The organism is Lactococcus sp. SK2-659, from assembly GCF_020218185.2.
Classification (GTDB): domain Bacteria; phylum Bacillota; class Bacilli; order Lactobacillales; family Streptococcaceae; genus Lactococcus; species Lactococcus lactis.
On the sequence record NZ_JAIWQZ020000001.1, the window covers coordinates 67,920 to 83,735 of the forward strand.

The window sequence follows — 15,816 nt, forward strand, 5'->3', positions numbered from 1 at the left end:
TAAAAGACATTTAGTATAAATAAGAATACAGGATGGAGGCAAATGTGGAAAGTGAAAATATTTTGGAAGCAAAACAAGTGAGTGTTGCTTTTCGGATTGCTGGTAAATTTCAAAAAGCAATTTATGATATTGATTTAAGGCTTAGACGTGGTGAAGTTTTAGCCATTGTTGGGGAATCAGGTTCTGGGAAGTCAACTTTTGCAACTGCTGTTATGGGATTACATAACCCAAATCAAACTCAAATTACAGGCTCCATTTTATTGGATGATGAAGAAGTGATTGGTAAAACGGGTGATTCCATGGCAAGTATTCGAGGAAGTAAAGTTGGAATGATTTTTCAAAATCCACTCACTGCGCTTAATCCATTGATGAAAATTGGGCAGCAAATCAAGGAAATGTTGGCCGTGCATGATGTTTATCCAGAAAATCAGTATGAAAGTAGAATCTTTCAACTTTTAGAACAAGTAGGAATTCCAAATCCTAAAAGAGTCGTTAATCAATTTCCTCACCAACTTTCAGGCGGGATGAGACAAAGAGTAATGATTGCAATAGCCATTGCCAATGACCCAGATTTGATTATTGCTGATGAGCCAACGACTGCTTTAGACGTTACCATTCAAGCTCAGATTTTAGACTTGATTTTAGAAGTACAAAAGAAGAAGAATGCTGGGGTTATTCTAATTACTCATGATTTAGGAGTTGTTGCTGAGGTTGCCGATACAGTGGCGGTGATGTATGCTGGACAACTCGTCGAAAAAGCTTCTGTTGAAGAGATTTTTCAAAATCCCAAACATCCATACACCCGGTCACTTTTGCGTTCAAATCCATCTGCCGAAACCGTTTCGGATGATTTATATGTGATTCCAGGGTCTGTGCCTTCTCTGTCAGAAATTGAATATGACAAAGATTTATTTCTCGCTCGAGTGCCTTGGATGAAAGAAGAAGCTCAAAAAGTAATTTCGGAAAAAATGACTGAAATTTCTCTAAATCATTTTGTTCGAGGTCAGGCTTGGAAAAAATTTGAATTTCCAGATCAAAAATTGAAAGGGGGTGAAAAGTGAGCGAAATTCTTAATTTAAAGGACTTAAAAGTTTATTATCCTATTCGATCTGGTTTCTTTAATCGAGTGACAGATAATGTTTTAGCCGTTGATGGAGTAGATTTAACGATTCATGAAGGAGAAACTGTGGGTTTAGTTGGTGAATCTGGCTCTGGAAAATCAACGATTGGCAAAACAATTGTTGGTTTAGAACAAATGACATCAGGACAATTGATTTACAAAGGACAAGATGTCAGCAAAAAAAAGATAAGAAACCACCTCAAATACAATAAAGATGTTCAAATGATTTTTCAAGATGCATTTTCGAGTTTGAATCCACGGAAAACAATTTACGATATCATTGCGGAGCCTATTCGAAATTTTGAAAAATTAGATGCTAAGACAGAAAATAAACGGATTCATGAATTATTGGATATTGTTGGACTACCTAAACAAGCTTTAGAACAGTATCCTTTCCAATTTTCTGGAGGTCAACAACAAAGAATTGGAATCGCACGGGCAGTTGCTACTAATCCTAAGTTAATTGTGGCAGATGAACCAGTTTCGGCATTAGACTTATCTGTTCAAGCTCAGGTTTTGAATTTCATGAAGCTCATTCAAAAAGACTTGGGAATTGCATTTCTTTTTATTTCTCATGATTTAGGGGTTGTCCGCCATATGACCGATAATATTGCAGTCATGCACAATGGTCGAATTGTCGAAAAAGGAACACGAAGAGATATTTTTGATGAGCCACAGCACATTTATACTAAACGACTCTTATCTGCTATCCCTTCGATTGATGTTTCAAGAAGAGCGGAAAATCGGAAAAACCGTCTAAAAGTTGAACAAGACTTTGAGGATAAAAAAGCAAACTTTTATGATAAAGACGGACACGCTTTGCCCTTACAAAAATTAAGTGAAAGTCATTGGGCTGCTTTGCCAAAAGGAGGGGAAAATGTGGAAAGTAATTATTAGACGTATTTTATTGATGATTCCTCAATTATTTATCTTGAGTATTCTTATTTTCTTCTTTGCTAAATTGATGCCTGGTGATCCATTTTCGGGTTTAATTGGTCCTCATACTGACCCACATGAAGTTGAGGCATTAAGACGGGCAGCGGGTTTATATGACCCTTGGTGGGAGCAGTATCTCAGGTGGCTAGGGAATGCCATACATGGGAATTTAGGAATGTCCTATAATCTCAAAGAGCCCGTGATGACTGTCATTGGACATAGAGCGGTTAATACTTTTTGGATGTCACTTTTGTCAGTTATTTTAACTTACTTATTTGCTATTCCGATGTCAATAGTTGCAGCTCGAAATGAAGGAAAATGGCAAGACCAATTGTGGTTGACCTATAATTCAATTACTTTTGGTATTCCACCTTACGTATTCTATCTCTTGATTATCTTTATCTTTGGTTATAGTCTTAATTGGTTTCCGACAGGTGGGACGGTAAGTCCAAATGCGATGGGAACCATTCCTGTTTTCTTTAGTAAGATTTATCACATGATTCTTCCGGCTTTTAGTTTGGCGGTCTTTGGAACAGTTGGAATCTTTACTTACTTCCGCTCAGGAATTTTAGATGAACAAACACAAGATTATGTACGAACGGCTCGAGCCAAAGGGGTTAAGGAAAAAGTGATTTTTAGACGTCATATTTTGAGAAATGCCTCATTACCAATTGCTTCTAATTTTGGATTTGTGATTACTGGACTCTTGGGAGGAGCAATCTTTGCTGAAACAATTTTTGGCTATCCTGGCTTAGGACAACTTTTTATTACTTCAATCACTGGGCGAGATTATTCAATGATTACGGCTTTGATTTTATTAAATGGTTTTTTGGGACTTCTTGGAGCCCTCCTGTCGGATATTATCATGGCAATGGTTGACCCACGAATTCGGATTCAATAAGGAGTGAAAATGACAGAAAAAAAACACAAAAATTCTTTATCATTAGTTCACTCAATCAAAGAAGAACTAAAGAATGACAAATTAGCACTGATTTCAGCACTTTTCCTAGTTGCTGTCTTTCTAATCGTTTATATTTACTCGATGTTTTTAAAACAATCAACTTATGTTGATGTGAATATCATGGACCAATATCTGGCGCCACTGACAAATGGACATTTACTGGGAACTGATAATGGTGGTCGAGATATCATCATGATGCTGATGATTTCTGCACGAAACTCTTTCAATATCGCTTTTGCAGTTACACTTATTACTTTAGTTGTAGGAAATATCTTAGGGGTAATTACGGGCTACTTTGGCGGAAGATTTGATTTAATCTTCATGCGTTTCACTGATTTTGTCATGATTTTACCATCATTGATGATCATTATTGTTTTTGTAACTATCATTCCACGGTTTAATTCTTGGTCTTTGATTGGGATTATCAGTATCTTTAGTTGGATAGGGACAACGCGTCTGATTCGGGCAAGAACAATGACAGAAGTCAATCGAGATTATGTTCGAGCATCAAAAACTTCGGGAACCTCTGATTTTAAAATTATGTTTCGGGAAATATGGCCCAACTTGTCCACCTTAGTCATTGCTGAAGCAACGCTTGTTTTTGCTGGAAATATTGGTTTAGAAACAGGGCTTTCTTTCTTAGGTTTTGGACTTCCAGCAGGGACACCATCTTTGGGGACAATGATAAATGAAGCGACTAATCCAGAAACAATGACTGATAAGCCTTGGACTTGGGTTCCAGCAACAGTGGTCATCCTAATTGTGGTGCTTGCCATTATCTTTATTGGAAATGCGCTAAGACGAGTGGCTGACCAAAGACAAGCTACAAGATAAACAACATTCAAGAGTGATAAAAATGTTTATCTATTAAAAATGGATATGATAAATTAAATATTATATTGAAGTAAGAAATAAAAAGAAATTATTGGAGAAACTAAGATGAAAAAATTAAAAGTAACTTTATTGGCAAGTGGTGTAGTTTTAGCAGCTGCCCTCTTAAGTGCTTGTGGCTCTAACCAAAGCTCAAGTACAAGTACGAAAAAATTAAAAGCGGGGAATTTTGATGTTGCTTATCAAAACCCGGACAAGGCAATCAAAGGTGGAAATTTAAAAATCGCTTATCAAAGTGACTCACCAATGAAAGCTGAATGGTTGGCTCCACTTTCAGATGACGCTACCTTTGGTTCTATGTCTGGTCCTGGTGGTGGGCAAGATGGTCTCTTCTTTACCAACAGTTCATTTAAATATATCAATGGTGGGCCTGCTAATGTAAGTCTTGACAAAGATGCAAAAACAGCAACGATTACCTTGCGTAAAGATTTGAAATGGTCTGATGGCTCAGAAGTGACAGCTAAAGACTATGAGTTCAGTTATGAGCTTACCGCTAATCCTGCTTATGGTTCCGACCGTTGGACTGATTCTCTGGCAAATATTGTTGGCTTGAGTGATTATCATGCGGGTAAAGCTAAAACAATCTCAGGGATTACTTTCCCAGACGGTGAAAACGGAAAAGTCATCAAGGTTCAATTTAAAGAAATGACGCCTGGAATGAATCAAACAGGAAATGGTTATTTTCTTGAGACTGTAGCTCCTTATCAATATTTGAAAGATGTCGCCCCTAAAGATTTGGCTTCTAGTCCAAAATCGACAACAAAACCTTTGGTTACAGGCCCTTTTAAACCGGAAAATGTTGTTGCTGGTGAATCTATTAAATATGTCCCAAATCCTTACTATTGGGGTGAAAAACCAAAATTAAATTCAATTACTTATGAAATTGTATCAACCGCTAAATCAGTCGCGGCCCTTTCTGCTCACAAATATGATTATATCAATGATATGCGCGCAAGCCAGTATAAACAGGTGAAAGATGTCAAAGGCTATAAAGTTTTGGGTCAACAAGAATTATATATTAGTTTGATGTATTATAATCTTGGTCACTATGATGTGAAAAAGTCAATTAGTGTTCAAGACCGCAAAACACCTTTGCAAGATCAAAATGTTCGTGAAGCCCTTGGTTATGCTCGAAATGTCGCAGCAGTTCAAGCAAAATTCTCTAATGGACTTGCCACACCTGCTAATGGATTGATTCCACCAATCTTCAAAGAATTTACTAGCCCGTCAGTTAAAGGTTATGAAAAACAAGACCTTGATAAAGCGAATAAACTTTTAGATGAAGACGGTTGGAAATTGAATAAATCTACAGGCTACCGTGAAAAAGATGGAAAAGAATTATCGCTTGTTTATGCGGCTCGTGTAGGTGACGCTAATCAAGAAACGATTGCTCAAAATTACATTCAACAATGGAAGAAAATTGGTGTGAAAGTTAGTCTTTATCATGGTAAATTGATGGAATTTAATTCTTGGGCTGACCATATGATGACTCCGCCAGGTTCAGATGACTGGGATATCACTGACGGTGCATGGTCACTCTCAGGAGAGCCTTCTCAACAAGATTTGTTCTCAGCAGCAGCACCTTATAACTTTGGTCACTTTAATGACCCTGAAATTACAAAAGATTTGAATGATATTGACTCGACCAAAGCTGAGGATTCAACTTATCGTAAAGCTGCTTTTATTAAATATCAAGAAGATATGAATAAAAAGGCCTATGTTATTCCAACGGCTTATGCTATCAACTATACCCCAGTTAACAAACGGGTAGTTGGGATGACGCTTGACTATGGTGCAATGAATACTTGGTCAGAAATTGGTGTTTCATCTGATAAGATGGCAACCAAATAGTTTTGTTTAACTTTTGTTTACAAGTTTTTTTTGTAAAAATACCCTCACTTTAGTTTTCGCAATTCTAAAGTCAAAGAAGCTCAAATTTATGATTTGAGCTTCTTTTGTTTGATGATTTTTAAGATTTGAACTTACGAATTTAAAAATTAATTAATTTAAAAATGCTATAATAAGCCTAACTAATAATTAATCGAGGGGGCAATATGCTAGTAAATTTTAGAGATATTCAGGCACAAAACTCAAAAGAATCCGGACTAAAAAAGAATATATTTTTTAGAGGAGGTCAGTTGACCGATTTAACAGCTGAGGATAAAAAAATTCTTACGAATAAATTCCAAATTGGGAAAATTTATGATTTTAGGGGGCAAGAAGAGGTCACTACTCAACCAGATGTTGAACTCAAAGGAATTAAATATGAAAATATAGATATTTTAGCTTCTGAAACTTCAGGAAATAATGGCTCTTTACAGGATATGATTATTAATGCCACAGATATTAGTGAAGCGATGATGAAAACTTATGAAAGTATCGTCATCAGTAAGTCTGCTTTAGAAGGATATCGAGCTTTTTTACTGGATCTTTTAGAGCAAAAACAAGCTGTTTATTTTCATTGTTTTGCTGGAAAAGATAGAACTGGATTTGCTGCTGCCTTGCTTTTAAGACTGGCAGGAGCTTCTGATGAGGAGATTCTGAAGGATTATCTCAAAACGAATATTGCTCGCAAAGAGGTGAATCAAGAAATTATCAATTCATTGAAAGAAAAACTCACTGAAGACCAAATCGAGGGATTACAGATTGCTCTTACTGTGGATAAGAACTATTTATTTCATGCCAGAGAAATAATGAATGAAAATTTTGGTTCTTTTGAGGGCTACTTAAGTGAAGGACTCTCACTTGAGAAGGATTATATCGAGCATTTTCAAAGCCTCTATTTAAATTATAAATCATAAAAAAGTGATTTTGAACTCTTTTGCTAATTGATGTATAATTAAGTTAATAGAATACATTGGAGGTACAAAAGATGATTGGATGTAGTAGTTTTACACTAGAGAGTCAAGATAATAAACATTTTCTTTCTCGTACAATGGATTTTCAAATAGAATGGCGGAACAAATTCTTTTTATTCCAAGAAACAAGGAGATAGGAATTGCCCACTCTAATGAAGAGACAATTGAAACATCCTATGCTTGTTTAGGGATGGGTGCGATGGAAGAGGGGCATCCAGTACTCTTTGATGGAATCAACGAAAAAGGGTTAATGGGTGCGACTTTGTATTTCCCAGGCTATGCTGACTATAGTGAGAATATCCAAAAAAATCAAAAGGGAATTTCACCTGATATGGTTATTCCAACGGTCCTCACTCAAGCTAGTAATTTAGAAGAAATCATTGATTTATTTGATAAGAAATTTGTTATTATTAATGATACTAATCCAACCTTAGGTCTTACGCCTCCTTTACATTTTATTTTTTCTGATTCTAGTGGTCAAAGTTTGATTATTGAACCAAGGCAAGGTGGACTTTCAATTATAAAAGATTCAATTGGAGTGATGACAAATAGTCCAGATTACCAATGGCACGAAACTAATTTAAGAAATTATCTTTCTTTTACACCTAATCAAAAAGAAAGTATCGAACTATTAGGAAAGACATTAAAACCATTTAGTCAAGGTTCAGGTACTTTTGGCTTTCCAGGAGATTTTACGCCTCCTTCAAGATTTGTTAGAACAGCTTATTTAAAAAACTACGCTGAGAAACCAAGTAATGAATTAGCCGCTATTACGCTTTGTCATCATATATTAGAATCTGTAAGTATTCCAAAAGGAATTGTTATAACTGAGCATGGAGCAAATGATTTCACTTGTTATTCGGCATATATGTGCTCAGAAACTCTAAGTTATTATTTTTCAACTTATGGTAATCAAAGAATCAGGAAAATAAGTTTGTCAGAATCCTTGAAAAATGAGAAGGAATTTAAAAACTTTCCTATTGTCAATGAGGAAGATATTTTAGAGTTAAATTGATAAATATTTAATCGAGTAAATAGGAGGGATAGTCATTAAGTTCTTTGAATTCAAGAAGTATTTTTTAAATATTAGTTTTAAGTATAGCAATCCTAAAAAGAAATTCGAGAAATAATAGAGAGAAATTAAGGAAAAAATAGTGATTTTAAATTTATTTATAATAGTTTTAATGATTTTTCTTACGGCATTTTTTGTTGCGGCTGAATTTTCGCTGGTAAAAATACGTAAAAGTCGTTTAGAAACATTAGAAAAAGAAAATAATAAAAGGGCAAAATTAGCACTTAATATCGTCAATCACCTTGATTCTTATTTAAGTGCCTGTCAACTTGGAATCACTTTGACTTCGTTAGCAATTGGGTGGGTAGGTGAAAGTACGATGCATAGTATTTTAGCTCCCCTCTTGTCTTATGTTCCTCTACCTTCTGTGTTATTAGACAGCTTGTCTATTATTTTAGCCTTTTTATTAATTACTTTTGTTCATGTGGTAATCGGAGAACTTATTCCAAAATCTTTAAGTATTACAAAAACTGAAGGAGTTGTCTTAACGGTTGCTGCTCCGCTCCATTATTTTTATAAACTTACCTATCCTTTTGTGTGGTTATTAAATGCTTCAGCAAGTTCAATTGGTAAATTGTTTAATTTAAGTTTGGCTACTGAAGGTGATGAAATCCATTCAGAAGAAGAGTTAATTTTAATTGCTAATCAAAGTTTTATTAAAGGGGAAATCAACGAAAAAGAGTACGAATATCTCAACAATGTCTTTGAATTTGATGATTTGATAGCTAAGGATATCATGGTGTCGAGATTAGATATGGAGACGATTCCCGTTGATGTTTCGATTGAAGAAGCGTTAAAATTTGCGATTAAAAAAGGGCACACTCGTTTCCCTATTATTGCTAAAACTAAAGATGATATTCTAGGCTATGTTACGCTCCAAAATTTGATTAAAGAGTATTTAACTGCTCCAGGTCAAGAAATAAAGAAAATCATGCAAGAACCTATTATATTTATTGATACTATTCCCGTAAAGTTATTACTCTCAGAGATGCAAAAAGAGCATAAACATTTTGCTATTCTATTGGACGAGTATGGTGGGACAAGTGGACTTGTGACAATTGAGGATATTCTTGAAGAGTTAGTTGGTGATATTCAGGATGAAGAAGATCATGAGAAAGAATTGGTAATAAAGCTTTCTCCGACTACTTATCAGGTAGATGGTAAATTGCTTTTATCTGAATTTGAAGAACTGTTTAATATTGATTTGGCTCAAAATAATTTAAGTAAAACGATTAGTGGGTTTATTACAAATTATTCACTAGAGCAAAATGAGTCACTTGAGGTGGGTCAGATTTTCGAATTTGATAATTTAAAAATTACTATTATTGAAATGGATAAAATTACTCCTCATATTTTAGAAGTTAAACGAGTGTAGATTGTATTTGAGGTATAAAAAAACGGAGCCTTAAGAGGCTCCGCTTTTTTATTTTATTGACGAACGACGAGGACATCGCATGGTGCATTTTTGATAATGTAATCCGCCACTGAACCGATAAAGATACGTTCAATGTAAGAAAGACCAGTAGCTCCAAGAACAATGAGGCTAATTTCTTCTTCTTTTGGAAGAGTTTGGCCAAGCATGACTTTTGGAGAACCGAATTCAACACGAGTTTTGACTTTTTTAACGCCAGCTTTTTTTGCTTCGTCAGCAAAGTCATTAATGAGGTTTTCAGCACCTTTGTGTGTATCATCAGCAACAACTGAATCATAGGCTGAGATAGATTGGAAGGCACGAAGGTCAATGACGTTAGCGATAACGAGTTCAGCATCGTTACGAAGTGCTGTTGCAACTGCTTTGTCAAAAGCTTTAGTAGCTTCTACCGAACCATCAATACCAACAAGGATTTTCTTATAGTTATCTAACATAGGCGACTCCTTCATAAGTTTTTATCTATATTTTAATTTTACTCTTATTTTGTCAATTTGTAAAAAGAAAACTGTTAAAAAATGGTTTATGGTATAATTGATGAAGTGAATTTCTTTAAAATAGTGGAAAAAATTACTGACAGAAATAGAAGTTCTCTATTGAAAGTCTGTCAGCAAATTTTGATGACTTATGAACTTAAAGAAAACTGTAAGAAATAGGTGAAAAATATGACTCGATATGCTGTGGTGGATCTGGAAGCGACCGATGCTCATAGTAGTGAAAATAAAATTATACAGATTGGGATTGTTCTTGTTGAAGATGGAGAAATTGTTGAAACTTTTTCCACTGAAGTCAATCCACATGAACCTTTGCTTCCAAGGATTAGTGAACTGACAGGTTTGTCAGATAAACAGTTAAAGACGGCTCCTGAGTTTTCAGAAGTTGCTGCAAAAGTACGAGAATTACTGACAGACAGTGTTTTTGTTGCTCATAATGCTAGGTTTGATTATGGACTTTTAGAAAAAAGTTTTCTTAATGCTGGCTTGGAATTTAATGAAATGTTGCGTGTCGATACAGTCGATTTGGCGCGTGTTTTTTATCCAACTTTTGAAAAATATGGTTTAGAATCATTGAGCGAAAAGTTAGATTTGGCACATGACCATCCGCATGCCGCAGTTTCGGATGCGTATGCTACAGCTGAATTATTGCTGAAAATAGAAGCGAAAATCCAAAAGTTACCAAGAAGCGTTTTGGAAGAGTTGCTTAGACATTCGGACAATTTACTTTTTGAAAGTAAAACTTTTTTACAAGAGCAGTTGGATAAAACAAAAATTCGACCAGCTGGCTTTAAAGTGGTTCATAATATTGCGACACGTAAGTTTAGGGCTTCTGTCAGTAAAAAAAATCCCCTGACAGCCTTGTCAGCAAATTTTTCAGAAAATATCAGTAGATTGGGCTTGTCTTCTCGCTCAAAACAAGAAAAATTAGCTCATTTAATGGAAACAGAGCTTACACATTTACAAGCAAGTTTTATTGAGGCACCGACAGGACTTGGAAAAACTTATGGTTATTTACTGCCAATTTTGGCCTCAGGAAAAGGTTTGGTCGTTTCAACAGCAACCAAAGTTCTCCAGAAGCAATTAGTAAATGATGTGGCACCAAAACTTGGGAAAACATTTGGTTTAAAAATGGCCAAGATTGTTGGGACTAAAAATTACATTTCTCTGAGAAAATTTTCTGAGCTTTTATTAAATAATACTGACGGCAAAAATTTTGAAATTTTTAAAATGAAAATTTTAATTTGGCTGACAGAAACAAGGACAGGCGAATTGGATGAAGTTTCAAAAGTCATGACTAATGATGACTATTTTGAAGGCATTCGCCATGATGGCTATGTCAATACAAAACAGCTTCATTATGAACAAGATTTTTGGTTGAAAGCCCAAAAAGAAGCTGAACAGGCTGAAATTAAAGTGGTGAATCATGCCTATTTGATTGAACGTTTAGCTGACTATCCTGAAACTTTTTTGGAAAATCGTGTTCTTGTTGTTGATGAGGCTCAACAATTATTTCCTATCATGGAAAATGCGGGTCAAAAATCTTTAAAAATTACTGACGAACTGATAAAAATTGATGCTGAAACAAGTGAAAATCCCCAGCTGACCAAAAGGCTTCAAGAAAGTCTTGTTTTTCAGCTTAATAAAAAAGAGCTTGATTTAAATAAAATAAAGATAGATGCTGATGAACTTGGCTTGAGAAATCTGTCAGCACTTTTAGAAGCTGATAATCAAATTGTCTGGCGTGAAAATGGGATGCTTTATGCGAGTGACCAAGATTTCTATAATTTTGAACGATTGATTCCTAAAAATACCAAACTTTTTATGTTGGGAGCGACATTGTCATTATCTAAAGACAAACCGTCATTTCCTGACTTGCTTGGTTTTACAGACTATCGCTTTTTCAAAATTGAAGGAAATCAAGCCACTAATCAGCAATTGCTGACGGTGACAGATGCGCCTAATATCAAAAATCTAAGTTTAATTGATTATGCAGATTACACAGCAAATTCAATTGGAGAACTTTCAAAATTGAATTTGCCAATGGTGGTCTTATTTACTTCAAAAATGGCTTTGACTTTTGTTGCTGAGAAATTATCTGCTGAAGGGTTTGATATTTTAGCACAAGATATTAATGGGAGTCCAGCCCAAATCAAGAAAAAATTTGATAAAGGTGAAGGAAAAATTTTATTAGGTTTGGGTTCTTTTTGGGAGGGAGTCGATTTTGATAAGCAAAATCAAGTGATTCTTGTTATTCCAAGACTTCCTTTTGCAACGCCTGATGATATTTTAACTAAAAAATATGCGCAAAAGTTTGAAAATCCTTTCTATGATTTTAATGTTCCAATGGCAACTTTAAAATTACGTCAGGCCATTGGTCGGGTAAATCGTCGTAAAAATCAGTACTCAAGTATTGTCGTATTAGATAAAAGACTTGCAGGAAAATCTTACGCCAAAAGAATGCGAAAAAATCTTTCAGAAACTTTACCTGTAAAAATGCTGAATTTACTAGACACAATCAGCGAAATCAAGATTTTTTTGATATAATAAAACATGTTTAAGCAAAAACTTAAAATGGGAAATTGGACAAATTATTTTTTCCTAATCATGAGAAATTTTACTAATAAGCCTTCAAATAATCTTTGAAAAAAAGATTTTCTCAAATTTTGAAAGAAGAAAAATATGAAAAAGCGAAAAATGACTCGACATTCGCAAATTATAATTGGAATTTTAGTGATAATTTTAGCCATTTATTTGTCTATCAGTCTTTTCTTTTGGAAGAGTCTAAATCCTTATCATTCCGTTCGAGCGCAAGCGATTGACATTGCCACAGAAAAAACAGATTTAGTTAAAGCGACAGGATTTGATATTGCTGCAACTGACACCGTGACTTATTCAATTGTTGGCCTTAATAAAGCGAATCAAGAAATTGGAATTCTAATTCCAAAAAAATCTGGTAAAATTAAAGAAGTTAAATTATCGCAAGGGGTTTCACCAGCAAGCTTAACGACAAAAGATACGAAATCAGTTGTCTTAGCGCTTTACAAAGGGAAACCGGCTTGGGAAGTAAATAATAGCAATGGTTTTAAAGTTTATGACTTTGAGTCAGGGAAAGAGTTGATATGAAAAAAAATTCTGATTTTGTATTAAAAATGGATGAGTCCGTCACTCTTGCTGCGGCAAATCGCGCAAAAGCATTAAAAGCACAAGGGCGAGATATTATTGACCTGACACTTGGTCAGCCAGACTTTCCAACACCAAAAATAATTGGTCAAGCAGCCATTGAAGCAATCGCTAATGGCAAGGCAAGCTTTTATACACAAGCTGGTGGACTTCCAGAATTAAAAAATGCAGTTCAACATTATTGGACTCGTTTTTATAATTATGAAATTCAACCAAATGAAATATTGATTACAGCTGGAGCAAAGTTTGCCCTTTATGCTTACTTTATGGCAACTGTTGACCCTGACGATGAGGTAATCATTCCTGCTCCTTACTGGGTTTCTTATGTTGACCAAGTGAAAATGGCTGGAGGAAATCCGGTAATTGTAGAAGCCAAGCAAGAGAATAATTTTAAAGTTACGGTTGAGCAATTAGAAGGAGCAAGAACAAGTAAAAGTAAAATTTTATTACTCAATTCACCTTCTAATCCAACAGGGATGATTTATTCTAAAGAAGAATTAACAGCCATTGGAGAGTGGGCTCTTGCTCATGATTTATTAATTTTGGCAGATGATATTTATCATCGTTTAGTTTATAATGGAGCGGAATTTACAGCAATTTCAAGTCTATCTGATGAAATTCGGAAAAGAACGACAGTGATTAATGGTGTTTCTAAAACATTTGCAATGACTGGTTGGCGGATTGGACTAGCTGTAGGTGACCCAGAAATTATTTCTACGATGACTAAGATTGCGAGCCAAACGACTTCTAATCCAACTGCTGTCGCTCAATACGCAGCAATAGAAGCTTTTGAAGAAAGAGATAATAGTTTTGAGATAATGCATGCAGCATTTGAAGAACGTTTAAATATCATTTATGGTCAACTTTCTGAGGTTCCAGGATTTGAACTTGTAAAACCAAATGGTGCTTTCTATTTATTCCCGAAAGTGACTAAGGCAATGGCGATGAAGGGCTATAGCGATGTGACTGATTTTACAACTGCTATTCTTGAAGAAGCAGGTGTAGCCTTGGTTACAGGAGCAGGTTTTGGTTCGCCAGAAAATGTTCGCTTGAGCTATGCAACAAGTCTTGAAAATTTAGAAGTTGCAGTGGCACGTTTAAAAGATTGGATGAATGAATGATCGATAAGAAAGAAGCAAAATCGGCCTATAAACTTTCAAAAAAAGTTGGAGCAGTTATTGCTTATAAGAATCTCGAAACGAATGAACGCTATATTGATATAGCACCAGATTTAGCAGGTGTAAAAAATCGTTTTGAATTTGCCAAAAAAACGGGAATTGGCTTACCTTATGCCATTGAAAAAGCAGCGAAAACAGCTGATTTTGAATTGGAAGTTCTTGAAGAATTAGAAAAAGATGAGCTGCAAACCACTAAAGAATTCAAAGATGATTTAAAAACTTTAAAAGAAATCTGGCTTGAAAAGTTATAAAAGTATTATTTAAAAATTATAAAATTAAAATATAGAAGGACTTATTTATGAAAGACTTAATTTCAATCATCGACGTCAAGGACCACGTTGGTGAAACAGTAAAAATCGGCGCTTGGGTTGCTGACAAATCAGGTAAAGGGAAACTTCAATTTCTTCAACTTCGCGATGGAACAGCATTTTTCCAAGCTGTTGTTTTCAAACCAAATATGATTGAAAACTTTGGTGAAGAAGAAGGAACAGCTAAATTTGATGAAATTAAACATCTCTCACAAGAAACTTCAGTTTATGTGACAGGTGTCGTTAAAGAAGATTCACGTTCAAAATTTGGTTATGAACTTGATGTGACTGATTTGGAAGTGATTGGTCAATCACATGATTATCCAATTACACCAAAAGAACACGGCGTTGAATTCCTCCTTGATAACCGCCATTTATGGTTGCGTTCAAAACGTCAAATGGCAATGATGCAAGTGCGTAATGCAATCATCTATGCAAGTTATGATTTCTTTGCGAAAAATGGCTTCATTAAGTTTGATAGTCCAATTCTTTCAGGAAATGCTGCTGAAAACACAACAGAACTCTTTGAAACAGATTATTTTGGTAATTCTGCTTTCTTGTCACAATCAGGACAACTTTATCTTGAAGCTGGAGCAATGGCTCTTGGACGTGTTTTCGACTTTGGACCAGTATTCCGTGCTGAAAAATCAAAAACTCGTCGTCATTTGACAGAATTTTGGATGATGGATGCAGAATATCCATTTGTTACTCATGATGAATCATTGGATATTCAAGAAGCTTATGTGAAAGCTTTGATTCAAGGTGTTTTGGATAATGCTGCTTATGCTCTTGAAACACTTGAACGTGATACAAGCATGTTGCAAAAGTATATTGATACACCTTTCAAACGTGTTTCTTATGATGAGGCTATTGATTTGTTGCAAGCACACGAAAATGATGAAGATACAGATTATGAGCATGTAGAACATGGGGATGACTTCGGTTCGCCTCATGAAACATGGATTTCAAATTACTATGGTGTTCCAACATTTATCGTCAACTATCCTGCAAGTTTTAAAGCTTTCTACATGAAACCAGTCCCTGGTAACCCAGAACGCGTTTTGTGTGCTGACCTTTTGGCTCCAGAAGGCTATGGCGAAATCATTGGTGGTTCAGAACGTGAAACTGATTATGATTTGTTACTTAAGAAAATTGCTGATTTCGGTTTAGATCCTAAAGATTATGATTGGTATTTAGAACTTCGTAAATTTGGTTCAGTTCCTCATGCTGGTTTCGGACTTGGTCTTGAACGTATGGTTACTTTTGTCGCTGGGACAGAACATATTCGTGAAGCAATTCCATTCCCACGTATGATTAACCGTATCCAACCTTAATAAAAATAAAAAACCTCTACTTTAAGAGGTTTTTTATTTTTATTAAGAGGTT

The 15,816-nt window shown here is 35.1% G+C and carries 14 protein-coding genes; 13 read left to right on the forward strand and 1 reads right to left on the reverse strand.

Annotated features, from left to right (window positions below; translation table 11 throughout):
- The first annotated feature begins 44 nt into the window (after nt 1-44).
- The 8 genes from oppD to LDP15_RS00395 all read left to right on the forward strand — a co-directional run bounded on the left by oppD (nt 45) and on the right by LDP15_RS00395 (nt 9,213).
- On the forward strand, nt 45-1,061 hold the full coding sequence (gene oppD, locus LDP15_RS00360) for a murein tripeptide/oligopeptide ABC transporter ATP-binding protein OppD (RefSeq protein WP_225513403.1): 1,017 nt from the start codon (nt 45-47) through the stop codon (nt 1,059-1,061).
- Nucleotides 1,058-2,017, forward strand: coding sequence for a murein tripeptide/oligopeptide ABC transporter ATP-binding protein OppF (oppF, locus tag LDP15_RS00365; RefSeq protein ID WP_047206810.1), 960 nt, complete (start codon nt 1,058-1,060; stop codon nt 2,015-2,017). The genes oppD and oppF overlap by 4 nt, the downstream gene beginning before the upstream one ends.
- Complete coding sequence (gene oppB / locus LDP15_RS00370; RefSeq protein WP_021722649.1) at nt 1,998-2,957, forward strand: murein tripeptide/oligopeptide ABC transporter permease OppB; 960 nt, start codon at nt 1,998-2,000, stop codon at nt 2,955-2,957. Before oppF ends, oppB begins: the two co-directional genes overlap by 20 nt.
- Before the next feature lie 9 nt (nt 2,958-2,966).
- Nucleotides 2,967-3,851 (forward strand): murein tripeptide/oligopeptide ABC transporter permease OppC, encoded by an 885-nt coding sequence (gene oppC, locus LDP15_RS00375; RefSeq protein WP_042230593.1) that lies wholly within the window; start codon nt 2,967-2,969, stop codon nt 3,849-3,851.
- A gap of 105 nt (nt 3,852-3,956) precedes the next feature.
- Nucleotides 3,957-5,759: an oligopeptide ABC transporter substrate-binding protein gene (locus LDP15_RS00380; RefSeq protein WP_225513404.1), complete on the forward strand. Its 1,803-nt coding sequence runs from the start codon at nt 3,957-3,959 to the stop codon at nt 5,757-5,759.
- A 203-nt stretch (nt 5,760-5,962) separates the two neighbouring features.
- Nucleotides 5,963-6,709, forward strand: a complete 747-nt coding sequence (locus tag LDP15_RS00385) for a tyrosine-protein phosphatase (protein WP_015427007.1) — start codon at nt 5,963-5,965, stop codon at nt 6,707-6,709.
- 151 nt (nt 6,710-6,860) lie between these two features.
- The gene (locus LDP15_RS00390; protein WP_225513405.1) at nt 6,861-7,781 is read left to right on the forward strand and encodes a choloylglycine hydrolase family protein; all 921 of its coding nucleotides are present in this window, start codon (nt 6,861-6,863) and stop codon (nt 7,779-7,781) included.
- A 139-nt stretch (nt 7,782-7,920) separates the two neighbouring features.
- Nucleotides 7,921-9,213: a hemolysin family protein gene (locus tag LDP15_RS00395; protein WP_015427005.1), complete on the forward strand. Its 1,293-nt coding sequence runs from the start codon at nt 7,921-7,923 to the stop codon at nt 9,211-9,213.
- Between the two features lie 53 nt (nt 9,214-9,266).
- Here LDP15_RS00395 and LDP15_RS00400 read toward each other — a convergent pair whose 3' ends face one another.
- Entirely contained in the window at nt 9,267-9,704 is a 438-nt protein-coding gene (locus LDP15_RS00400) for a universal stress protein (protein WP_010906159.1), read from the reverse strand.
- A gap of 228 nt (nt 9,705-9,932) precedes the next feature.
- Between LDP15_RS00400 and LDP15_RS00405 the strand changes: the two genes are divergently transcribed.
- From LDP15_RS00405 to asnS, 5 genes are all read left to right on the forward strand, one after another.
- Nucleotides 9,933-12,308 carry an ATP-dependent DNA helicase DinG gene (locus LDP15_RS00405; RefSeq protein WP_168694151.1) on the forward strand — a complete coding sequence of 792 codons (2,376 nt, stop codon included), beginning with the start codon at nt 9,933-9,935 and terminating at the stop codon, nt 12,306-12,308.
- Between the two features lie 135 nt (nt 12,309-12,443).
- Nucleotides 12,444-12,887, forward strand: coding sequence for a DUF5590 domain-containing protein (locus LDP15_RS00410; RefSeq protein ID WP_003130291.1), 444 nt, complete (start codon nt 12,444-12,446; stop codon nt 12,885-12,887).
- A complete protein-coding gene (locus LDP15_RS00415; RefSeq protein WP_225513406.1) occupies nt 12,884-14,065 on the forward strand; it encodes a pyridoxal phosphate-dependent aminotransferase in 1,182 nt (393 codons plus the stop codon). Before LDP15_RS00410 ends, LDP15_RS00415 begins: the two co-directional genes overlap by 4 nt.
- On the forward strand, nt 14,062-14,373 hold the full coding sequence (locus LDP15_RS00420) for a GIY-YIG nuclease family protein (protein WP_015427001.1): 312 nt from the start codon (nt 14,062-14,064) through the stop codon (nt 14,371-14,373). The genes LDP15_RS00415 and LDP15_RS00420 overlap by 4 nt, the downstream gene beginning before the upstream one ends.
- A 47-nt stretch (nt 14,374-14,420) precedes the next feature.
- Nucleotides 14,421-15,764: an asparagine--tRNA ligase gene (asnS, locus tag LDP15_RS00425; protein ID WP_015427000.1), complete on the forward strand. Its 1,344-nt coding sequence runs from the start codon at nt 14,421-14,423 to the stop codon at nt 15,762-15,764.
- Nucleotides 15,765-15,816 lie beyond the last annotated feature (52 nt).